The sequence below is a fragment of the bacterium genome, assembly GCA_021158245.1.
Lineage (GTDB): Bacteria > Zhuqueibacterota > QNDG01 > QNDG01 > QNDG01 > QNDG01.
This window is the reverse complement of the sequence record JAGGVB010000086.1, coordinates 1-23,830: the sequence shown is the minus strand read 5'-3', so window position 1 is coordinate 23,830 and position 23,830 is coordinate 1. Positions and strand designations below refer to the sequence as shown.

Sequence of the window (23,830 nt, the reverse complement as noted above, 5' to 3'; positions counted from 1 at the left end):
GGCTGCTTAAATGTACAGCTGCTTATAAGAGCAACAGCCAGTAAAAGTACTGCTGATGCAAGAACAGCCGTAAATTTAGTTTCTCTGCTCTTCATAAACGCCTCCGTTTATATTTGGGGCTTTATATTCCGCGTTAAACCGGTACTATTTATCTGGTTTATTAAATATATGAATGATTTTACTTAAAATCTACAATTTAATTTCAGTATCTTTAAAAGCATTTTTCAATAATTCGAAAAGGCCGAGTTTTTTCGACCAGGTTTTAAGATACTCTTTATCAAGAGAATCTCCTTGTACTTTTATTACACCTGTCACATCAAGCCACTGACGTTCGGAAACTCTATTGCCCAGCTCGTACCATTGCAATTTATTAATAATTATATCTTCCGGTGATGAAAAATAAAACTCGGAATTTTCATCATCACCTTCAAATGTATCTTTGATTTTCCGTTTCAACGCATTTTGCTGATAAGGCATATCTTTAATAATAAATACGTCTATCTTAAAAACCGTTTCAATGTGAATCAAATTAAATGAAGAACTATTCCGAACGGCTTCTTTCACCATCTCTTCGTCAATATAATATAATTCCTCCAGCTCTTTTTTCAGCAAAGAAATGTGACAAATCTTAATATCTGCTACAATATCAATGTCCATTGTAGCACGAGCTATTCCGTAAACGGAACTTGCAATCGAGCCGCCGATATAATACGGAATTGAAAGTTTTTCCAGAGCGTTCACAACCGGCTGCAAAGCAGATAATATTTCAGATTTTTGCATTATTTATCTCATCCATACACTTTCTGACTTTTTCCGCCAAATCTTCACCATAATTATACTTTATAAAACGCAATTTGAGCTGATTTATGTCTGAATCTTTATTTGATCTTGAAATAGCACGTTTAGACAATTGCATTGCCGTCTGAGAAAAAGAGAATACCTGAAACAGTTTCTTAGAAAAACTTTGAGATCTTATCAAAGAAATAAGAGCTCTCTCTGCATTTTCATCAGTATCAATAGATTGTGTTTTCATAATTATTAGTATTGTTTAATTATTTACAACCCCCAACACCAAATCAGCCGCCGTGTGCAAGGTGAAAAACATTTACCGAAGAATTGTCCTTAATTACAAAATGGTCGTACTCCTCTTTGGGGACAAGTGTACCATTCACAGTTACTGTAATAAGAGAATAACTGTAACCCATTTTATCCAATAGATTCTGAACTGTCATTCCAGGTTTATACGGGACTCTGTCTCTGTTATTTACTAAAATCATTCTTACACTTCCTCTTGGCCTGTTAGAACTGCAATTGCTATATTTGCCTGCATATTAGCCACCATTGCAACACGCGCTGCGCACAACCCCTCTTCTGCCTGAGACTCTTCATCTCCGCAAAAATAGATATTTCCGCCTTTGTGAACCTTAACAGCTTCTGTTCGTCCCACACCGGAAAGGCCGCTTGCAGCTACAACAGGCCTGTCAGGAAACGCCCTGCACCATGATTCAATCAGCCACTGTTTGTTTCCCGCTTTGTCAAATGCTTCAATTAAGAGATCAGCGGATTTGAACAGTTTTTCTATCATCTGAGGCTCAAGAACAATACTGTGAAGCTCAAGATTAACATCAGGATTTATACCATAAAGGAGCTTAGCAAGCGCTTCTGTTTTTTTCATGCCTACATGACTCTGAAAATAGTACTGACGGTTCAGATTCGAAAGCTCCACTGTGTCAAAATCAACAAGTATAAGACTGCCCACGCCGCTGCGCACAAGTGCAGCAGCAGCATTTGATCCCAGACCCCCGCATCCTGCAATAGCAACTGTTGCTTTCTGTAAGATTTCTGTCGTGCCCGGAACATTTCTTTTAAATATTTCTTTCATGATTACAATATTAAATATACAAAAATATAAGCAGTATGGAAATAGTTATTTGCTGAAATTTTTAAATAGATCTGCCAGTAATAATTCTTACAGTTGCACCGTTTTTACAAATACGATACACTTCATTCATAGTTCTAAGCGGCTCTTTCATATGTTCAATAATGTGCGACATATTTACATAATCAAACTCATTATCCTCAAAAGGATAGGGATAAACATTCAGATCATGTATAACATCAACATGCGGCGCAGGCCTTATATCCAGGCCGACAGAACCTTCCAATTTTGTATGGGGTCCGCACCCCAGATCAAGTTTTTTCATGTGTACCTCAATTTTGATAATGGATTGGAGTGTAAGGGACGGTATATGAGGCGACGGGCGCTTTGAAATACATAGCTTTGAATTTAATTACCTGCCGCTCAATTACTTGATATACATTAATCAGGCTTTAGTGCTTTATCTTTTCAAATAACTTGGTAAGAGCACTAAAAAAATCCGAACATTTATAATAATCCAATTCATAAAAATTAGCCCCAATATTGACTGTCTGGTAATATTCATTCTGATGCTCTTTATAATATTGTTCCGATGGTATTCTCCAAAATTTCTGTCCTGATTTTTCAGAAACAAAAAACTTTTCCAGTAATCTTGCCGCTCTTCCGTTTCCATCCATAAACGGATGTATATGAACAAACTTTAAATGTATTAATGATGCATAATGAAAAACTTCCCGCTCTGTTAACACCCCTGATAACAACTCTGTAATATCATCACAAAATATTTTCATTTTTCCTGCTAAAAATTCAGGTTCAATTGCAAGATAAACCAAACTTGATGTACCAAATACTCCAACAGGCTCTTCTCTGTATTTTTCCTCTCTCACTTGTTATCAATAATGTTTTTGAAAAAATCTTATGACGTTTAAACAATTTTTTTCTGTTAATTGAGATTTTTGAACAATTTTATACGCTTTAATTAAATTCTCTATTTCTCCAATTTCTTTGGAAGATTTAAACTTGCTTTTACTTAATTCATAAAGGGATTTGAATCTATTGCATTCCCCTCAATATTAGAAAAATAAACAGCTGATGCTTTTGTTAAATAAGAAAAATCTCCATTCTCATCAGTAAAATCGTATTGTTTTATCAATTTCGGGATTTCATTTCCCAATTAAATCATTTCAAATCAAATAAACTCTGTTGTTTTGGCTTTGCCTTCCTGCTTATATGAGTGAATTTTAGAGGGTTACCTTTAATTGTAATAATATCATCTTTTTTTGTTTTTAAGTAATTTGTAGTTTTTCTTGTTGTCCAATTAATTTTTAATATCTCAATGACTTCCCTTGAAGTATAAACTCCTTTTTTCAATAAATCTATAATTTTGTTTTCACTTCCATTGTAATCAAGATTCTGTTCTGCTACTATATTCTGGGTTTCCTCACTTGTTACTTTATATTCTACAATATTACCTTCAAAATCAACTGGCTCTGCGCCTTTTTGAATAAGCATAAGATTTGCATTTTTTTCATTAAACTCAGGTTTCCTGACAAATATTGTTCTTTTTTTATAAAGCCCATCAATTACGCCCGACCAAGTACCTCCTTTATCACCTGATTCAGCTACATATATTTCTTTTGCCAATCCATAAATAATTGGATTTCGCCCCATTGCCAATTGAACACTCCAACTTGCTTTCGGGTGGAATGTGCTCAAAACCAAAACATCACCATTAATAATTTGCTTGTAATATTTTTTAAATCCGGATTTAAAAGTGGTAATACCCTGGGGTAAAACTATTATACTGTGTCCTTTGTATTTTAATGCAGAATCGAGAGCTTGTTTATCAACTCCCTTTGCAAATCCACTTACTACAACTTTATAATTTTCAGATGCTTTTTTTGAAACGTTATCAGTAAAAAGAAGCGATGTTTCATTTGCTTTTCGAGAACCTACTATTGCTATTGAATCTTCTTTTAATAATTGTAGATTGCCTTTTGTGTATAAAACTGGTGGCGCATTATATTTAAGATTCTTTTTTAAAATTGGAGAATATTCTTGTGAAGTGACAGGTAAAACATTATAACCTTGTTCCAATAAACTTTCTACGAGAAAAGAATTATTAGGAATCTCATCGATACCTGATTTTATTATCGAAATATCACTATCCGATAAATTATATTGATTTTCCCATACATCCACTGTAAAATTAAAAAACTCAACAATTGATTTCTTGTTCTCAAATAAGCGAGCGACTATTTCATTTTTTATTCTTGTTTTGATTCTTGGCAAATGTGCCAATGTAACCCAATATGCTAATTCTTCATTCATAAAATTCTCTTTAAATATCTCCGCCAACTGTTCTTGCAATTACTAATGGAGCTATTTTTTCTGCTCTATATTTAGTTAATAAAATCCCTATCTCTTTTATTGTAGCACCACTATCAAAAATATCATCTAACAAAATTACTGATTTTCCGGCAATTTCTTCCAGATTTTTATAATCGAATTTACCTGATACATTATCTTTTTTAAGATAACTGTTTTGAAAAACCTTTTGTGGTTTTGTTTCAGATACTTTTATTAGATTATGTGAAATAGGAATTTTTAACACTTTTGAAAGTTTTTCAGCAAAATTCTTAGCTAAATCACCTGATTCCGTTGGAGGCACATATAAAATTAAATCAAACTTTTCATTACCATAATGTTTGCGAAAAGCTTTTAATGTTAATCTTAAAAGAAAGTCAGGGAAATCACCACCATTTTCATATTTGCTTCTATGTATTGCCGCTCCTACACTTGAAACTCCATAATAACTTGAAGCAATTCCATTCACAATATTTGAATTTTTACTTTCAACTTTCAACACAGGGAAAAATGTTTCTCTAAATCCTGTTAGTTTCTTTACGTATTCTTCTTTTATTAAAACAGTATAATCAGGCAAGTTAGTATTATCGCAATTTAAATAAGAACGAGGTGTATTGTCTCCCAGGTAATCACATAAAAATTTCATTCGGGATGTTGTAAGGTTGACATATTCAATCATGGAATCCAATTCTTTTAATTTTTGGCTTCTTAACTCTTTAAATGATTTTGTGTTTAATTCGGGCGCATTAAATTGATATTCATATTTTTTACTTCTTCCATATAAGACTTCTTTAATTATTCCTTGCTCTATTAAATCTGCTTTAATAACTCTGGCTTGTGTTTGTTTTAAGTTTGTTGCTTTCATTATTTGGCGTTCGCCAAGAGGTTCTTGTTTTAAAATATTAATTACTTTTTGATAGTTTTGTAAACTCGGCCTACCCCCGTCAATGAACGATCTCGGAAGTTTATAGTCTTCTTCTATCCCTTTTTCATCTTTTGTGTTATTGTAAAATAATATCAGCTTTGTAGGTTTACCATCTCGTCCTGCTCGTCCTATTTCCTGATAATAATGTATTGGTGACACCGGTATCTGTGTATGAATAATAAAACGAATATCCGATTTGTCAATGCCCATACCAAGAGCGTTTGTCGAAATAACAGATTTCCACTTATTTGACATTAATCCGCTTTCTATTTCTTTTCTGCTTTCGGCATTTAAACCTGCATTATATTCAGTTGTTTTTAACCCGAGAAATTCAAACCATCTTGAATATATTTCAGTATTTACTCTTGTTCCCGTATAAATAATTCCTGTTCCATCTAATTTTTGCAAATTTTCAGCTAACCATAAAAGTTTTTCATCTTCTGATTTTACTTTAATAACATATAATTCAAAATTTTCTCTTAATAAACTTCCTCGGATAGTTGTAATGTTACCTGATATTTGTTGTTCAATATCTTTTTGAACTCTTTTCGTTGCCGTTGCGGTTGTCGCTAAAACAGGAAAGTTTTGTGGGAGTAACTTAACTAAATTGATAATTCTTCTGAATGCAGGCCTGAAATCATGGCCCCAAACTGAAATTGTATGCGCTTCGTCAATCACTACCATTGACAAATTCATTTTCCTTGCTGCTTCAATCCAGTATAGATTTTCCTGTCTTTCGGGAGCTATGTATAGAATTTTTATTTTGCCTTGCAGTGCGTCTTGTATTACTTGTTTATTTTCTTTTTTTGATTCTTCGGAGTTAATACATTTTGCACTTATTCCTTTTTCATTCAATACTTTAACTTGGTCCCTCATTAAGGCAATCAATGGTGAAAATATTACCGTTATGCCATCAAATTGAGTGGCTGGGAATTGATAACATAAAGATTTACCAAAGCCTGTTTTTTCAATTAGTAACACTCGTTCGCCTGCAAAAAGCTTTTCAATGGTTTTCCACTGTTCATCATAAAACTTTTCAAATCCAAATATTCTTCTTAATTCTTTTTCTGCTGTTATTCTATCCATTCTTTCAATCTTTCTATAATTGCCCCCACCTATAATTGCATTCTTTTTTTTATCCTGCTTTTTATGCAGCTTTTTTAAAATATCCGCTATACCTGATACTGAGCACACAAACATTAAAATATATTTATATTTAAGATTATTTGTTACACTAAAAATTCTTTTAACTTCATTCTTACTTAAAATTCCGGGTAGTTTGTGTTATTTTTCAGGTCTGTGTAACTCGGAATACCGCTTTTCCCTGCCAGATACTTCTTTGTAATAAAACTTAACCGCATTGATTCTTTGGCTTTGCTTACTAATAGAGATATTTTTTAATTCAATTAATCTTAAAATATAGCGATTTATTTCTGCTGTTGCTATTTCTTTTAAATCTCGTTTACTGAAATATTTACAAAAATCTTCAAACAGTTATTCTGCTTCCCAGGTTTAACCCGGGAAGCAGAATGAAAACACTACTAATTAATCTTCCTGATCATCCTTTACAATCTCTACAATCTCAGGCAGATCTATACCAAGGTCTTTTAACCTGCTGATCTTCGGAACACCGTTCCTTGTCCAGCCGCGTCTGTCATAAGTTGCATCCACAGCTTTGTTGTACTGCTTCATGCGGAATTCACGCATGATTTTTACTTTCTCTTCCGTACTCTTGCCTTCAGGATCAACTCCGATAAGTTCTTTCATCTGCGTATCATACCGCTCCTGACGCGATTCATACTCCTTAACTGTGACAGGGCCTACGGCTCTGTAGGGCGGAATATCATCTTTGCGTGTTCCGAAGCCGAGCATACGGCACATTACTCTCTGCAGGTTATGAACCCTTGCTGATTCATTCAGCATCTTATGTTCATCTATCTTTTTTCCGAGAACTCCTTCATAGAACTTGAAGAAATCTTCCACATGGCCAGGCACCTTTGCAGCAACCTGGGGCTTGTAAGAGCTGTTATCAGCAGGAACAATATCATTCCAGATAAGCTTACACAGGCCGTGCAGGCCAAACCATGTTCTCCAGAGAGGATAGTAATAGAGGGCTTCTGCCTTGTCTTCAAATGTTGGAATCTGATTATTAACCATATCCATAAATATAAGCCACGCTTCATCATGCTGAGGCCCCTTTACAGCCATACTGTATCCAACCTGCTGTGCAATAGATTCTTTACAAACATATTCGGAATATTCAAGGCCTTTGACTTCCATACCTATATTCCAGATAAAATCTGCATCACCCCTGCCTTCGCTTATCCATTTTTCTTTAAGATACCTGATTCCCATGCCCACTTCAACTCCGAATCCTGTACCATCTGCCATTTCATGCAGGCATTGGAGCACCTCATCCGTTGCTCCGAATTTTAGTTCCTTGCCGCCTGTAACCTCTTTATCAATAATACCATTCTCGTAGCACTCCATAACAAAAGCCATACATGTTCCGACAGAAATAGTATCAAGGCCGTACGTATCGCAATAAAAATTATATTCCATGAGAAAATCAGAATCAAAGCAACCCATATTTGCAGCTGCCGCAGCTGTCTCATATTCAGGTCCGTCAACAAGAACCCTCTGCCCCTTGTAAGGCCCTGTTTTCAGGAGGAAACCTTCTGTAGTTTTTGCACACGCCATTGAGCAGCCTTTCCAGCAGCCGTCAGGCATGTTCTGGGTAAAATATTTCTCTTTTAAAGTGTGGGATTCTATTTTCCACGCTTCTTTATGTGATCCGTACTGATAGTTTAAAACAGGCAACAGGTCATAGGCGTTCATAACATCTACGATATTTGCAGTACCGACTTCCCGCATTCTGTTCTCCTGCTTATCAAGAGTAGCCATCTCTGCATTGATCTTCATACCGTAATCACGTACAAGCTTATGATCTGCAGGGTGATTCATATCGTCAATAATTTCTATTGCTCCTGTGGGGCATACATAAGCACAAGTCGTACATCCTATACAATGGGGGTCAACCTCGCCATACGGCATTGTCAGATGTCGTTTTATGCCTCTGCCTGCAAAATCAAGGATTTTCTCCTGCACAAACTCAGAACAGCCGCGCACACATCTGCCGCAGAGCACGCATGCTTTGGGATTCTCGTCCGTAAGTTCGCTTTTGAATTTTTCTTTGTCAGTAGCGCCACATCTTTTTGCAATATCCTGGATAACAGGTACATTGGGCCACCTGCCGAGATACATCTCAGCAAGAACTTTTCTGTGTTGCTTAACATTTTCCGATTCAGTGTAAACGGTTATATCTTCCCTTACAGGATAGTTGCATGAAGTAACCAGTTTGCGTTTTCCGTTTTTCTCGACCTCAACAGAGCAGAGCCTGCAGACACCGCCTGGAGTCAAATCTTTGTGATAGCAGAGTGTAGGAATCTGAAGCCCCTGGTCCTGTAAAACTTTTAAAAGATAGGTATCTTTAGCGGCTTCTACTACTTTGCCATTTATGTTCAGTTTAATTTTTTCTACAGCCATTATCGCACCTCCACTGCGTTAAATTTGCAGACTTCATAGCAGATGCCGCATTTAATACAAACTTCAGGATCTATTGAATGCATCTCTTTTACATTTCCGGATATCGCTTGTACCGGACAGTTCACTGCACAGACATGACAACCCGTACAATTATCATTTATGGAATATTTAATAAGGCTCTTACATACACCGGCTCTGCACTTTTTATCTCTTATGTGTTCCTCATACTCCTCGCGGAAGTATCTTATTGTGGAAAGAACCGGATTGGGAGCTGATTGGCCCAACTGACAGAGACTTGCCTCTTTTACAGTATGGCATATCTCCTCAAGTTTCTCAATATCGCCCTCTTTACCCTCTCCCTTTGTAATTCCTGTCAAAATATTGTTCAATGCAAAGAGGCCTTCACGGCATGGTGTACACTTTCCGCAAGATTCATCCATAAGAAAATTTATAAAATATCTTGCAACATCAACCATACATGTATGATCATCCATTACAATCATGCCGCCTGAACCCATCATAGAGCCTGCTTCGGTCAGAGAGTCAAAATCCACAGGCATATCAAGCTTAGATGCAGGTATGCAGCCGCCTGAGGGGCCTCCTGTCTGTACTGCCTTAAATTCTCTGTTGTTCGGTATTCCGCCGCCGATATCATAGATTATTTCACGCAGAGAAATGCCCATGGGGACTTCAACAAGGCCTGTGTTGTTTATATCACCCACAAGGGAGAAAACCTTTGTGCCGGATGAGCCGTTCCACGGGCTTTTACTCACATCACCGCTCCCGATTGCTGAAAACCACTCCGAGCCCTTTTCAATAATCATCGGAATATTTGCCCATGTCTCCACATTGTTAAGAATAGTAGGCTTGTCTCTGAATCCGACTTCAGTATTATGAACATATTTGGCTCTTGGCTCTCCTGCCCTTCCTGACATTGAAGCCATTAGAGCTGTACTCTCTCCGCACACAAAAGCTCCTGCGCCCTGATGGACTGCAATATCAAATTCAAACCCTGTTCCAAGAATATCTTTACCGAGAAATCCGCTTTCTCTTGCCTGGTCAAGTGCAATTTTAAAACGGCTGAGTGCAAGAGGGTACTCTTTTCTAAGATAGATAAATCCTTCTTTTGCTCCGACTGCGTAAGCCCCGATCACCATGCCTTCTATTATAGTGTGGGGATCCGCTTCAATTATGGAACGATCCATAAAAGCACCGGGATCGCCTTCATCGCCATTACATATAATATAGATATCTTCTTTTTTCTCATCTGCTGCTTTCTTACCGGACTGCCATTTTATTCCTGTGGGAAATCCGCCGCCTCCTCTTCCTCTTATTCCTGATTTTATTACTGTTTGAATAATTCCGTCGGGATCTTTTTCTTCAAAAACTTTTTTCAGCGCCCTGTATCCGCCTCTCGCAATGTAGTGATTGATATTTTCAGGGTCTATAAGCCCCTTATTGCGAAGTGCAATGAGCTGCTGTTTGGAAAAAAATGAAATATCATCTATCTTCTCATTTACAGCGCCTGAAACAGGGTCTTTATGAAGAAGCCTTTCAAGAGGTTTCCCTTTTACAAGATGGCTCTCAACAAGCTCTTCAACATCCTCTTCTTTAATTTTCTGATAAAAAGTACCTTCAGGCTGTATAACACAGATAGGTCCCATTGCACAAAATCCGTTACACCCTGTACCAACTACGAGATAATCTTTATCCAGACCTTTTGCTTTAATAACCTCTTCAAGTTTATCTTTTATTTTAAAGCCCCCGGCAGAAACGCACCCGGTACCATTACAGACCATTACCATGCCTTTGTACCTGCTCAGTTTCTCCTTTTCTTTCAGGGCCACGGCTTCTAAATCTTTTATATTCAATCTTGGCATTTATTCCACCTCTCTGGCTTATTCCTGTTCAGCATTTTTAATAATCTTTTTAACATCCTTTACCTGCACACCGCCTAACACATTATCTCCGATCTTGACAACCGGTGCAAGAGAACATGCTCCGAGACATGCAACTGCTTCAAGAGAGAACTTCTTGTCTTTTGTTGTCTCGCCTGTTTTGATGTTAAGTTCCCGTTCAAATCCATCAAGAATCTTAGCAGAACCTTTGACATGGCATGCAGTTCCCATACAGACCTGAATGGTCTTTTCGCCCTTTTCTTCAAGGCTGAATGTTTTGTAAAATGTTGCTATATGATAAAGATAAGCCTTTGGTGTTCTTGTTCTGCTGTTTATAACATCGAGAGTTTCAGGAGGAATACAACGGTATCTTTCCTGAACATCCTGCATCATCTCAATAACATATTCAGGATCATTGTTCCACTTTTCGCATATCTGCTCAATTTCAGCAGTACAGTCACAATGAGGGATATTATCCGGCTGTACCATTTTTTGGACCTTATTCTCCGCAACTCTCCACGCAGGGGTTATGTCTTTATTCCTGACAACAACTGCTTTCAGATTTTTATTGCGGAAAACCGTCCCAATTCCTCCTCTTCCTGCCTGTTTAAGCCTGGGTTGCCTTCTTCGCCAGTCATAAAATGAAAAGTTCAGGACACCCATGTGTGTATGTTCAGCACCTCTGCCAGATGATACAACAGATACATTCCTGCGGTCAAGTTCATTATCAGCGTACATCTCTGTAAGTTCTTCTGCAAGCAGGTGAGAATTAACACTTTCTTCAGGAGCTTTCTCAATACTGATTTTTCCCGTCTGAGCATCAATTAGAACAATTACATCCTCTTTTGCCTTGCCGATAACCATTAACGCATCATATCCGGAAAATTTAAGATAGGGGCCAAAATATCCGCCTACATTACAATCCATAATCGATTTAGTAATGGGCGAGATTGAAGTAACCAGTGTCTTTCCTGTTCCGGGGAAAGATGTTGTGCCCCCCAAAGGCCCGGGAGAAAAACATATCGGGTTATTGGGATCATTCCATTTTGTGTTTTTATCAATCTCCTGAAACATGAGCCACAGATCAAAGCCCTTCCCTCCTGTCCAGAGATCAATCGTCTTCTGAGTAACCGGATGTTCGGTTATCCGGTTTGTATCAAGATCGATTCGCAGAGTCCGCCTGGCGTACCCTCTTTCCAGCTCAATTACTTTAAAATCATAGGCGGCCAATAGTTCGTGCGCTTTCCGCATTGCGTCAACTGCACTTTGTGACATTCCCGTACCTCCAAGTAAATAGATTAAATTTTATTTAAAGATTTATTAATGCTGTTTAAACATATCATATTGACATTCAAATATAAGCATTACGGCACGTGCTTTCAAGAGAATTTTTTAAAAAGGCCGGCTATAATTGCATCATCCTTCAGAAACCCTAAAATATAATCTTATACAATATAAACCATGCATTCAGTACGGTATTTTTCTTGCATTCTTTTATTTCCGTAAATACATTGGCCTTCGAAAATCACCCGCTACCTACTCAGGGATCAAAACAACACCGTCTGTCACAGCTTGTTAAATCACTTCCCCTTCTCGTATACAATCTTTCCGCCGACTATTGTATAAACAACTTTTGTTTTTAAAATATCTTCCGGAAAAACTTTTAAAATATTTTTATCCAAAACAACTATATCTGCAAGCATGCCCTTTTTTAAAACACCTTTTTCCTTCTCACAAAATTCTGCATAAGCCGATGTCCTTGTATAGTTCAGGAGCGCCTCTTTAACAGTCAGCCTCTGGTCCGGGAACCAGCCTCCTGCAGGATATCCTGTTGTATCCATTCTTGTTACTGCGGCATAGATGCTTACAAGAGGATTAAGAGGTGCAATGGGCCAATCAGTGCCAAAAGCAACATTGGCGCCATTACTCATAAGGCTCCTCCATGCATAAGCATAACGGCACCTTCTTGGGCCTATAAACTTTTCCGCCCAGTGCATGTCATCAATACAGTGAAAAGGCTGCATTGATGCAATAACTCCGAGTTCTTTAAAACGCGGAATTCCATCTTGAATCAGAATCTGAGCATGCTCAATTCTATGCCTGGAATCTCTCTTTCCGTTTTTCTTCTGCGCAAATTCATAAGCATTTAAAATCATATAATTGGCCCTTGTGCCGATTGCATGAATCCCCATTTGAAAGCCTCTTTTATCGGCTTCTGCAACAAGGGTATTTATTTCATTCTGAGAGTATTGAATTAAACCCTTGGTTGACGGATTATCGGAATACGGCTCAAAAAGTGCCGCACTTCTCGCACCAAGGCTGCCGTCTGCAAATGCCTTTAAAAGGCCGAAACGGACATACGGGCCCCTGTATTTTTTCCTCAGTTTTTCACATTTGTCAAAACCTGTTTCAACCGGAACCATTTCAGAAATACGGCAGGTCAACTTTCCCTGCTTCTCTAAGTCACTGTACATACTGAACATATCTGCAGATGTGTTCTCGGAAACACTTGTAATGCCAAATCTTCTGAACTCATCAAGAGCGCGTTTTACTGCTTTTATCTTCTGCTCTTTTGACGGGCCGGGAATATATTGGGACACTAATTCCATTGCAGAGTCTTTTAAAATTCCTATGGGTTCTCCTGTCTTCGGATCGTGTACTATTTCTCCTCCAGGGGGATCAGGTGTATCTTTTGTAATATGTGATATCCGAAGGGCTTTTGTATTAACCAAAGCCGCATGGCCGCAGATTCTTCTTAAATATATCGGGACATCCGGTGCGACCATATCAAGCACTCTCCTTGTCGGCCACTTTTTCCCGGGCAGAAGATTTTGGTCCCACCCTCTTCCAAGAATCCATGCACCCGGACCCAGGGTTCTAATCTTGTTTGCAATCCTTCTTCTTATCTCTCTTAAAGAAGATGCACCTGTCAGGTCAACCTCAAGCATGCTCAACCCGCCGCTTAAAAGATGAAGATGTGCATCGTTGAAACCTGCACATGCAAACTTGCCATCAAGATCAATTATCCTGGTTTTCTCAGTTATCAATTTATCAATTTCATTAAAAGGGCCTGCTGCAATGATCCTGTCCTTTTTTATTGCTATTGCTTCTACAATTCCATCCTCTGTCCCTGTAAAAATAACTCCGTTTTTTAAAATTAAATCAGCTCTTGATTTCTTTTCGCTGCATCCGTGAAAAAATATTGTTACTGCCATAACTGCTGCCCCTGCTGCTATAATCATGTTCATTCTCATAACATACCTTCCTGTAGAATAAATCAAAAGCGTCAATAATCAATCAATATCTTATTCAAACGTTTCACTGCAATTTTTTCAAGAATGAAATTTATCAAAAAAAGTAAACTTATTACTATAAACAGATTAAAAAAATTTGCATAAATTATTTCCTTGAGGATGCTATAAACAATTATTACAGGCAATGTAAATAAAATCATTTTAAAAGTCCGGATTTTATCGCCTCTTACTCTTTTAAGGGAAAACGGAAAACTCTTTATTAAAAATAACCCGCTGGTTAAAGCCAGCGCTCCAAATGAATAGAATACAAACACCTGCAGAAATGCGTGAACAATGCCGATTTTAAAAGCATATACAAGAAATATTACAAAATATAAGGGAAATAAAATCTGTACGATAATGACCCTGCTTGCTCCTCTGTACATCTCTCCGGCATGGTCCATCGGCAATATTTTTAAAATCCATGAGCCTTCATAGTCAGATGAAAACTGAATAAAACTGACAAGGGAGAAAATTACGAATATTGAGAACATAAACACATAGGAAAAATGCCCTGAATGTAGAGCTGAATCGTGTAAAAAGGGGTCTGTAATACTTCCGTCAAAAAGCGAGATAATTACCGCTGCTATAAGAATTGCACAAAGTGAAAGGAATCCCGCTCTTACGCTTCGGTCCCTTTTAATCATTGCTGACGCAAAAAAGAAACCTGCTTTTGACTCATTGTTTTTTAACAATTTTAATGTCATAGGGATAAAAGGATTGGCAAAAATACTGTTTTTTGGTTTATCAGCACTTACCTTTTCTATGCGCTGCAGGAGAAATGCTATTTTTGCAGCGCCTGTTAATGAAAATTTTCTAATTCCGAAAACAAACACTACTGCAGTAAGCAGCACAGCCAAAAAAGCATAGATCCCTGTGTAAGTACTACTCCTGCCTGTAAAAAAATCAATGAAACCGGTATACCATGCGGAAGGCATTAGTATTACCCATTTTCCTGCTGTACCTGCATTTGAATTTAAAACATCGGAGCCAAGCCGCGGCACAAGCTGGTACACAACAAAAATCATAAGCGTAAACAGAACCTGCATATAAGTAATTCCGTCCTTAAGCTTGTTTGCAGGCACTCTGTTTAAAAGCTCTGTATAAAATATCACAACTATTAGGCCAGTGCTTAAACTTGCAACACCTGTGACCTTAAACAGGAGTAAAGGGAAAATCCAGCCTGCACCAGGGAGGAAAAAGGCAATAACTACAGGCATGAATGACAGGCTTAATGTTAAAAGCAATACATAGATAACAAAATTAAGCAGCTTTGCAGCGCTGTAAGTAACAGAATTTACAGGACGGAATGAAATAACATCCGCATCATCAGGATTAATAAGAATAAGATCAAATTCATGAAGCACCGCAAAAAAGACCATAACCATTGTATAGCTGATCATGAAAAATGAATAGGCCTGCATGGAAGCATGCTTTGTTAAAAGAGTAACAGCCATAAAAAATCCCAGCCAGCTGTAAATGATAAATGGAAGGAGTGTGCCTGAAAGTTTTTTCCCTCGTTTTGACGAGGATTCTGCAGCGGGACGAAAGTCATTTTTAAGGCTTATCTTTACAATTGCAATAAACTGATCCTTATCAATTCCAAAAACTTTCAATATCTTCTCTAACATCATGATTCTCCGCTGCTGCTTATACTTTTTGACACTGCAGCTACAGCATCATCAACGTTTTCAGTCATGGTAAGCTTTCTGAATACATCTTCAAGAGATGAAAGTTTTGTCATCTTTTTTAATTCTGATACAGATCCGTCTTTAATTATTCTGCCGTTGTCTATGATTACCACTCTGTCGCACAATTTTTCAACGACTTCAAGAATGTGGGAACAGTAAAAAACAGTCTTTCCCTGTGCAGCCATATCTCTCAGTAATTCCTTGAATTTAAGCACAGTTGTCGCATCAAGCCCGCTTAATGGTTCATCAAGAAACAGAACCGAGGGATTATGAATAAGCGCTGCTGTAATAACTATCCGCTGTTTTTCTCCTTTGGAGAATGTAATCATGCGTGAGTGGAGTTGATCCGTAAAGCCAAAGAACCGGGAAAATTCCTTTATCCTGTCTTCAAGAACTGAAGCATCAATTTTGTGCAGTTTGCCTGCAAAGGATAAAAATTCGTACGGAGTCAGGCTCTTGTAAATACTGCCTGATTCAGGTACATATCCTATACGTTTTTTTACTTCGAGAGACTGAGTTCTTACATCAAATCCGTCTATCTCCGCTGTGCCGCTGTCAGGGCTCAGTATTGTTGTAAGCATTTTAACTGTAGTTGTTTTTCCTGCACCATTAGGCCCGAGATATCCGCATATCTGGCCGTCAGGTATTTCAACACTGACACTGTCAACTGCATTTAATGTGCCGAAACTCTTTGACAGATTATTAAGCTTTATCATTATACAATCCTTTTAACTTCCAACAAATGGGATTTTTTATTCACGTATATTGGCCTAAACATACTGGCTTATCTCTCTTCAACTAATCTTCTGATTTCAACTTTTATTTCATCTATTACATCAGGATTTGCAATTTGTTTTTTCCCACTCTCCTTTACTGAAAAGATATAAAATACTCTCCCACCATATTTAGCAGTAAATTCATTGTGAGTATTTCTTTGAATTTTTCTTTCCTTAAATATCTGAGATAACTGTATTCCACTGCTAACCGGTTTTATTTGCAGGCCGATAAAACTCTTACTAATTTTAATAAAAAAATCAACATTGAACAATCTATCCCATTCATCAGGGGCGGGTTCAATTTTTATCTTTAAAAATTCCTTTTCCAGTATTTCCTGCAATTGCCCATAAATAGTTTTTATTTCTGTCATATATCCATCAAATGTTCTGTCAATAATAAGTTGAAACATATAATTTATGCAATCGTCTTCTGTTATTTCTTCAACTTCTGACTGAATAACTTCAGTAATTTTTACATATAACTTTTTGCCGAGTTCTTCTATATGTTCTTTTGAACGAACATTTTTAAAATAGTAATTTTTCCATTCATCCAGTGTTTTAGGAGAACATCGTCTGATTGATTCCGAGGTGGGCCCAACATTCCTTTTAAAATTAAGTTGGAATCTGTTCATTGTATTATTCAGTATCCACTCTTTTGCCATAATACAGGCCCCCTATTTACTGTTTTTTAAATAATTAATAAATCTTTCTCTGTTTTTAAACTCAAAGACTAAATCAATATCAGCAAGACCATTTTTCAATAAATGAGCATTTATAAAAGTCCTGTTTTTAAGATACAAATAGACCATCAGATTATTATTATTATCATATTTCATTTTATCAAATTTAAGATATACCTTCTGCCCCTTTGTCTTCAACTTTAAGAATTCCATTGCCTTACCATTTATCTCTTTCTTCTCTCTTATTCCAATAAGCTTGACAATTAAGCCGTTATTTAACATTATTAATTCTGGACTGATTATTTCCTTAACTGTATAGTAATCTTCTCTCTTTGTAGAGCTATTCCTATCTATCTTTGATCCAAATTGAAGTTTTTTAGGATCTATCTTTTTATCAAATTTATGGAAATCTTTAAAAATATATGGAAGCTTCTTTATCTCTTCATGAAAATTTTCAATTTTCTCTTCTTTAATAAATTCAAAAGTTGCATTTTGCCCGCTTCCAACATGCAGTTTCTGTTTGATTAATGAAATAAAATCTGGATTTATCTCGTATCCGATTGAATTTCTACCAAGATTTTTTGCTGCCAGGGATGTTGTCCCACTTCCAAGAAACGGATCAAGCACAGTATCTTCTTTGAATGCAAACATCTTAATCAGTCTTTTCGGTAATTCTTCGGGAAACACTGCAATATGTCCATCCTGCTTTGCTCCTCCAAAATTCCAGTGCCCTGAAAAATATGTTTTCCATTCCTCTTTAGTCATTCTTGACTTTTCTTTAATTTCTCTGCTGGGCTTTCCGGGTGTTCCAAGTTTTTTAAATATTAAAATAAATTCATAATCAATAGAAATTATTCCGTTTCTTGGAGTTGGATAACTCCCCATTAATGATGCTCCGCCAGTAGTATTTGAAGTAGTTTTTTTTTGCCAGATTATTGCTCCCATGTAATCGAATCCGATGCTTTCGCAAAATTTGATTATTTCTGTTCTTATTGGTATTACTTTATATCTGCCATAATAAATAGACCGCGCAAATTGGTCACCAATATTCACACACAATCGGCATCCGTTATCAAGGACTCTGTAACATTGGTTCCATACCAGATTTAAATTATTTATATAATTTTCGTAATTATCATTATAACCAATCTGATTAACAGCACCATAATCTTTTAACTGCCAATATGGTGGTGAAGTAACAATCAGATGAACAGATTTATTAGCAATACTGCTCATCTGACGGCTATCTCCAATAATTATTTTATGGTGTGTATTCATGGTAATATCCTCTTGTTTATACACCATTCGATTTGATATTATTTATTCTCTCCAACAAAAGGGATTTTATATCTTCAGGGTCTGCTCTTCCCTTTGTTTCTGCCATATTCTTTCTTTTTAAAAATCCGACAGATTTATTTTGCCGTCTCTGTATTTAGCCTTCATCATATCTTCATTACAATATTGGATTGAGACAAATCATCAAACCGTTCAAAAGCAAGCTCAATTAACCTGGTTATAAGTTCGGAATAAGTAACTCCTGATTTGTCCCATAAAACAGGGTACATGCTGATTGGAGTAAATCCCGGTATTGTATTTATCTCATTTAAATAAATCTCGTTTTTTTCAGTATCGTATAGAAAATCAACTCTTGCCATGCCTGAGCAGTCAATTGCAGTAAATGCTTTTTTTGCAAGATTTCTTACTCGTTCTGAAATTTCATGAGGGATATCTGCAGGTGCTTCAGTTTTACTGCCTTTGTCTTCATATTTGGCATCATAATCATAAAACTCATTTGCAGGAATTATCTCTCCAACTACAGAAGCTTCAGGTTTATCATTCCCCAGAATACCGCATTCAAACTCTCTGCCGTTAATACCCTTTTCAATCAGTATTTTGCGGTCATACTGCGCTGCTTCATCAACTGCAGGAACCAGGGAAGAGACATCTTTAACCTTTGTAATCCCCACACTGGACCCTGCATTTGCCGGTTTTACAAAACAGGGGAATCCTATCTCTTTTTCAACTGCCTGTGTAATCTCTTTTTGTTTTTCTCTCCATGCTGAACGCAGAAACCATATAAAATCAACTGCAGGCAGTTCATCCTGTAAAAAAATTTCTTTCATCAAAACTTTATCCATACCTAGAGCAGAAGCTGCAATACCAGCGCCCACGCACGGCAGCCCTGCCATATGAATCTGGCCCTGAATTGTCCCGTCCTCTCCGAACGGGCCGTGAAGTACAGGGAATACAGCATCAAGTTTTAAAGTTCGGAATTTATCATTTTCCATGACTATCAGCCCTGCTGTGGAAGGGTCACCCAGGAATGCAGGGAACCCCGGGTTTTTAAGATCCTCCAATGATTCGGGGAGCTCGAGATCCGGAAGATAGTTCCATTCGCCTTCCATGGAAATTCTGACAGGCACAACTTCATATTCACTGCGGTCTATGTTTTGTAAAATGCCCATTGCAGAAGTTATGGATATTGTATGCTCCGGAGACCTCCCTCCGAAAATAACTGCAATTTTCTTTTTTGTCATAAAAAGTACTCTCCCAAAAAATAGAGACGTGAATACTATTTTAAAATAATAAGAAGTTACATCCGTTGCAACAGATAATGTGTAAAATCCTTACGGATTAACTCCTCCGCCCCAAAAATCCGTAAAACCTTTCCGGCTTTTGACGGATTCGTCTAATTCATGGATAAAAATGGCCGGCCGGGCAGTACAGCCTATTCACTATTCCCTTTTCACTATTCACTATTCACTAAAAATAATTACCTATTGAACTGAACCCTCTCGTACTTTTCCCTTTTTCAAATTTAATATCCTTCAGCATACTTGATTTAATGTTAATTCTAAAGTAGAATCTCTTGTTGTAGCCTGTCGGAGTCCATGCAATGTAAGCTTCCCAGCAGTGAAGGTCCCGCCTGAAAGAAAAATCCTGGCTTACAACCTCTTTTTTTTCAAGATCAAAATGTGCTCTGTAAGAAATTTTCCAATGCTTGGTAAGATTAAAATCAAGATTTGTCCTTGCCCAGAACTGAGTGACAGGATTAAACGGGTTGCTGGCATTCTTAGTGTAGCTGAATGTCAAATTTAGGGTCCACGGCATAGTAAATCCGCTGCTTTCCGACATTTTAAACCGGTCTCCCGGTACATTCTTCAAGCCTTCAAGAGATACGTCTCCCTGGCCCTCAGAAGCTTGTGTCTTTTTTGAACCGGAGCCTGATGCACCCTGGCCCTTCAGCCTGAAATTAAGATTTGCTGCAAAATTTACCATTCTAAAATAATTATTTTTAAAAATACTTTTTACATTATCAATTTTAATCCTGTTTAAAAGAAGTTCGGATGTCTCTGCCCCTTCTTCATCAACTGCATAAGGTGAATATGAGGAGTTAAGAGAAACGTCTACACTTTTAAAGGGGCTGGCCCTGAATGATGAACTTATCCTGCCCAGTTTTTTTTCAGCACTTTTCCAATTATAGTAAGATGACAGGTTCCATGTAAAAAGGTTGAACTTCCGTTCTTTATCCCCTTCGCCTGTTTTCATCTGGAACAGGTTGCTGACACTGAAATTCAGTGATTTGCTTCCCCCCTTTGGCGTTCCTCCAAAAGTAAATCCGTAAAAACGGTCGTAATACTTTAATTCGCCTGAAGTGTCTTCAACAGCATCGTAATAACCAAACTGTTCATTTGAGAAATCAGGCTGATACCCGAAACTTACATTAGGTGTAAGAACATGCCTTATCATAACATCAGGAGCAAATCGTGGCTTGAATATTCCATAAATTTTAGTACTGAATGAAGTTGATAAATTGTAAATGTGTCTTGTGAAAAATCCGCTCTTCTCTTCAGAAATAATTTTTCCTGTCGCCTCGTCAAGATACCAGACCTTCTCTTTATTGTACCACGTTTCTGTCATGTTCATACCCGGGCTGAAAGTCAGCCATCCAAAAAACTTCTGCGGCGCTGAAATGTTTGCCCTGTGCTGCCATGCACCATTATTATTGTTGCTAAATGCCGAATCAATACTACTATATGTTTTTTTTCTCTGATACAGCATTTCTGTGTTGTAAGAAAAATATATTGAGTTATACCAGTGACGCTCTTTTTTATCCCCAATTTTAAAAAGAGGAATCTGCCCCATCCTGAAGCTGACCCTCGGCAGAGTCTCTGTAACCTCCTCGGTTTTCAGATTTTTAGTTTGATTAAGATTAATAGTCAGGCTTTTTGAACCGCTGAACTGTTTTGTATACGTAGCATTGGAACGGATTTCCTGCCTCATTCTCTGCTCTCTGTTTTCACTTAACTGCTGATAAAGAGAACCTGAACTTACAAATGATCCGTTTACCGATAATCTTGCAGTCGGAGATATAATCTGTGAATGGCGGATTGACAAATCCCAGCGCCTCTCTTTTGTACCGTATGTATCAAAATCTTTTCGTGTCCATGAGCCCGAAATAGAACCACTGAATTTGTAACGCACATTGTAATTTAAATCCCCGCGGAAAAGAAACCCGCTCTTCTGGAAATAATCTATTGTACCCTTGACATCCCAATACTTGCTTGCTGCCCAGTAGTAACCCAGCCCCCGTAAATACCAGCCGTCCATTGTTGACATGCCGTATCTTGGCGTCAGAATACCGGAATGGCGTCCCTTTGTTATGGGAAAATAGAAAAACGGAAGCCCCATTACAGGGATATGTCCAATATAAAAAACAATCGGCTTTGCAATCACTCTTTTATTTACATCTATACGCATCTTCTGTGACCAGAAGTGAAAATGCGGCGGATCATGGTCGCATGTTGTGAATGAAGCATCAGCAACATTAAGGCTGCCTTCTTTTATCATTTTCAGCCGTTTACCGCTGTAGAAGCCATCCTCGAACTGTGTACGCCCCCGGATTACTCTGCCTTTTTTAGTTTTAAAATTAAAGGTCATTACTTCTCCGGTCATAACATCACCGGATTCGGAAAATTCAGGATATTGTGAATCTTTGACTGTCGTAACTGAGTCCACAGACCCTTTTTTTACGGTCAGAACAGTATCGGGAATACTCTCTGCCAGCATGATTCTTGTATTCCAGTTTATTGTGATCCTGCCAGCAGTCAGTACAATATTCTGATAACTTACTTTTGCACTTCCCGTTAGAATCATCAGCCCGTCATTGACCTGTATATTGATATCTGCTGCTTCATACTGAACAGGGCCTTCCAAATCACTTTTCTCTACACTACCATTTTTTATTTCAGGAGTTTTTGTCTGAGCAGACAGATCAGAAAAAAGGATAACAGAAAAAAACAACAACGGAATTCTCAGAAACCGGTTAATTGTCATAACAGTTCTTTAAATCTTTTATTTTAAAGACGTACATAAATATTAAAAGTTTCCTTTCCTCACTTTTCTTTTAACCATTTCTGCAGCTCCGACCAGGCCTGCACTGTTTCCAAGTTTTGCAGGAACAATTTCAACACCTTTTACACTGTCTTTAAGAGCTGTTTTATAAAAAGATTCCCTTGCAGGATCAAGAATAAAATTCCCTGCATTTGCAACACCTCCGCCCACAACAATCCTCTGCAGTTCCAGCAGATTAATGACATTCGCAAGCCCTACCCCAAGATAAAAACCCGCCTCTGAAAAAACCTCAATTGCAGCTTCGTCTCCCTTTTGTGCAGCTTCACTTAAAAGTTTTGGAGTCCGCTTATCAGGAGGAACATCCTTTAATACAGAGACGCGTCCCTTATCAAGTTTTTCCTGCAGGCTGCGCAAAAGAGCAGGAGTGCCTGCGAACGCTTCAACACATCCTCTTCTGCCGCATGAACACACAGGCCCGTCTGTTTTTACTATTATGTGGCCGAATTCCCCTGCAGCACCGGAAGCTCCATGGAATATCTCTCCGTTGATAATAATTCCGCCTCCTACTCCTGTGCCGAGGGTTACAAGCATACCGCTGTCAAATCCTTTTGCTGCTCCTGCCGAGAATTCAGCAAGTGCTGCAAGATTAGCATCATTATCAAGTATTACAGGCATAGAAAGCTCTTTTTCCATAGCCTCTACAATATGAACGTTCCTGCAGCCCGGAAGATTTGGCCCTGCTAAAAAAATTCCTCTTTTAAAATCAACCTGCCCGGGCATGCCTATACCGGCACCTTTTACATTCTCACCTTTCTTAAGGTCATTAACAATACCTGCAATATGTTTTAAAATATACTCATGCCCCTTATCAGCATGAGTGGGAACTTTCTTTTCAGTTAAAATTACACCATCTTCTGTAACAAGGCCGGTCTTTATATTAGTACCGCCTACATCTACGCCGATAAACAGATCCGCCATATCTTTACACCTTTGTTATTATACATCTGTCCCTGCATCCAATCCCTGGAGATTTCTCAGCCGCTTACAATCCTTCGAAATGACAACTCTTCATATTATCATTCCGGGAGAGAAGCTGCTCTCCATGACCAAGCCCTTGAATCCCAAATTAAATTTTCTTCTTTCTTGTCTGCTACAATCACAGGTTCTAAAAACTTTTCAATCATTTTAATAACCTGTGAGAAATCAACTCTTCTTTCAATTCCAATTCTATTAAGAAACACTTTCCACATCTTTTCTTTCTCTGAGATATAATCTGACCTATAGATAAAAAAGCGGCTTCCTAAATCTGTTTCTCTTCGGGTAAAAGTAGCCTCAATTGCCATTTTAAGTTTCTGTAATATGAAGTCATTATTTTCCGCCAAAAATAAAATATCATAATAATCTTTCATACGACTGGTAG

20 protein-coding genes and 1 pseudogene are annotated in these 23,830 nt (G+C 37.7%); all 21 read right to left on the bottom strand.

What is annotated here, in order from left to right; translation table 11 throughout:
- Window positions 1–189: 189 nt before the first annotated feature.
- Complete coding sequence (locus tag J7K93_05180; protein MCD6116385.1) at window positions 190–780, bottom strand: hypothetical protein; 591 nt, start codon at window positions 778–780, stop codon at window positions 190–192.
- Entirely contained in the window at window positions 767–1,033 is a 267-nt protein-coding gene (locus J7K93_05175; GenBank protein MCD6116384.1) for a hypothetical protein, read from the bottom strand. The genes J7K93_05180 and J7K93_05175 overlap by 14 nt, the downstream gene beginning before the upstream one ends.
- Before the next feature lie 43 nt (window positions 1,034–1,076).
- Complete coding sequence (thiS, locus tag J7K93_05170; GenBank protein MCD6116383.1) at window positions 1,077–1,277, bottom strand: sulfur carrier protein ThiS; 201 nt, start codon at window positions 1,275–1,277, stop codon at window positions 1,077–1,079.
- Window positions 1,278–1,279: 2 nt separating this feature from the next.
- Entirely contained in the window at window positions 1,280–1,882 is a 603-nt protein-coding gene (gene thiF, locus J7K93_05165; protein MCD6116382.1) for a sulfur carrier protein ThiS adenylyltransferase ThiF, read from the bottom strand.
- 61 nt (window positions 1,883–1,943) lie between these two features.
- Window positions 1,944–2,204, bottom strand: coding sequence for a methyltransferase domain-containing protein (locus J7K93_05160; protein MCD6116381.1), 261 nt, complete (start codon window positions 2,202–2,204; stop codon window positions 1,944–1,946).
- A 127-nt stretch (window positions 2,205–2,331) separates the two neighbouring features.
- Window positions 2,332–2,766, bottom strand: coding sequence for a Fic family protein (locus J7K93_05155; GenBank protein MCD6116380.1), 435 nt, complete (start codon window positions 2,764–2,766; stop codon window positions 2,332–2,334).
- A gap of 292 nt (window positions 2,767–3,058) precedes the next feature.
- Entirely contained in the window at window positions 3,059–4,210 is a 1,152-nt protein-coding gene (locus J7K93_05150; protein ID MCD6116379.1) for a DNA-protecting protein DprA, read from the bottom strand.
- Window positions 4,211–4,220: 10 nt separating this feature from the next.
- On the bottom strand, window positions 4,221–6,371 hold the full coding sequence (locus tag J7K93_05145; GenBank protein ID MCD6116378.1) for a RecQ family ATP-dependent DNA helicase: 2,151 nt from the start codon (window positions 6,369–6,371) through the stop codon (window positions 4,221–4,223).
- A pseudogene (locus tag J7K93_05140) lies at window positions 6,357–6,665 on the bottom strand (phage integrase N-terminal SAM-like domain-containing protein). Before J7K93_05140 ends, J7K93_05145 begins: the two are co-directional and overlap by 15 nt.
- 51 nt (window positions 6,666–6,716) lie before the next feature.
- Window positions 6,717–8,717, bottom strand: a complete 2,001-nt coding sequence (locus J7K93_05135; GenBank protein ID MCD6116377.1) for a (2Fe-2S)-binding protein — start codon at window positions 8,715–8,717, stop codon at window positions 6,717–6,719.
- The gene (locus J7K93_05130) at window positions 8,717–10,597 is read right to left on the bottom strand and encodes a 4Fe-4S binding protein (GenBank protein MCD6116376.1); all 1,881 of its coding nucleotides are present in this window, start codon (window positions 10,595–10,597) and stop codon (window positions 8,717–8,719) included. The genes J7K93_05135 and J7K93_05130 overlap by 1 nt, the downstream gene beginning before the upstream one ends.
- A gap of 18 nt (window positions 10,598–10,615) precedes the next feature.
- Window positions 10,616–11,890 carry an NAD(P)H-dependent oxidoreductase subunit E gene (locus J7K93_05125; GenBank protein ID MCD6116375.1) on the bottom strand — a complete coding sequence of 425 codons (1,275 nt, stop codon included), beginning with the start codon at window positions 11,888–11,890 and terminating at the stop codon, window positions 10,616–10,618.
- A gap of 305 nt (window positions 11,891–12,195) precedes the next feature.
- Window positions 12,196–13,869, bottom strand: a complete 1,674-nt coding sequence (locus J7K93_05120; protein MCD6116374.1) for an amidohydrolase — start codon at window positions 13,867–13,869, stop codon at window positions 12,196–12,198.
- A gap of 32 nt (window positions 13,870–13,901) precedes the next feature.
- Window positions 13,902–15,542, bottom strand: a complete 1,641-nt coding sequence (locus J7K93_05115) for a hypothetical protein (GenBank protein MCD6116373.1) — start codon at window positions 15,540–15,542, stop codon at window positions 13,902–13,904.
- On the bottom strand, window positions 15,539–16,315 hold the full coding sequence (locus tag J7K93_05110; protein MCD6116372.1) for an ABC transporter ATP-binding protein: 777 nt from the start codon (window positions 16,313–16,315) through the stop codon (window positions 15,539–15,541). Before J7K93_05110 ends, J7K93_05115 begins: the two co-directional genes overlap by 4 nt.
- A 68-nt stretch (window positions 16,316–16,383) precedes the next feature.
- Window positions 16,384–17,037, bottom strand: a complete 654-nt coding sequence (locus tag J7K93_05105; GenBank protein ID MCD6116371.1) for an MjaI family restriction endonuclease — start codon at window positions 17,035–17,037, stop codon at window positions 16,384–16,386.
- A 12-nt stretch (window positions 17,038–17,049) separates the two neighbouring features.
- Entirely contained in the window at window positions 17,050–18,333 is a 1,284-nt protein-coding gene (locus J7K93_05100) for a thermonuclease family protein (GenBank protein ID MCD6116370.1), read from the bottom strand.
- Window positions 18,334–18,497: 164 nt separating this feature from the next.
- The gene (locus J7K93_05095; protein MCD6116369.1) at window positions 18,498–19,592 is read right to left on the bottom strand and encodes a D-alanine--D-alanine ligase; all 1,095 of its coding nucleotides are present in this window, start codon (window positions 19,590–19,592) and stop codon (window positions 18,498–18,500) included.
- A 226-nt stretch (window positions 19,593–19,818) separates the two neighbouring features.
- Entirely contained in the window at window positions 19,819–22,392 is a 2,574-nt protein-coding gene (locus tag J7K93_05090) for a hypothetical protein (GenBank protein MCD6116368.1), read from the bottom strand.
- Window positions 22,393–22,434: 42 nt separating this feature from the next.
- Window positions 22,435–23,388, bottom strand: a complete 954-nt coding sequence (locus J7K93_05085; GenBank protein MCD6116367.1) for an ROK family protein — start codon at window positions 23,386–23,388, stop codon at window positions 22,435–22,437.
- A gap of 98 nt (window positions 23,389–23,486) precedes the next feature.
- The coding region (locus J7K93_05080; protein MCD6116366.1) for a nucleotidyl transferase AbiEii/AbiGii toxin family protein at window positions 23,487–23,830 on the bottom strand (344 nt) is incomplete at its 5' end.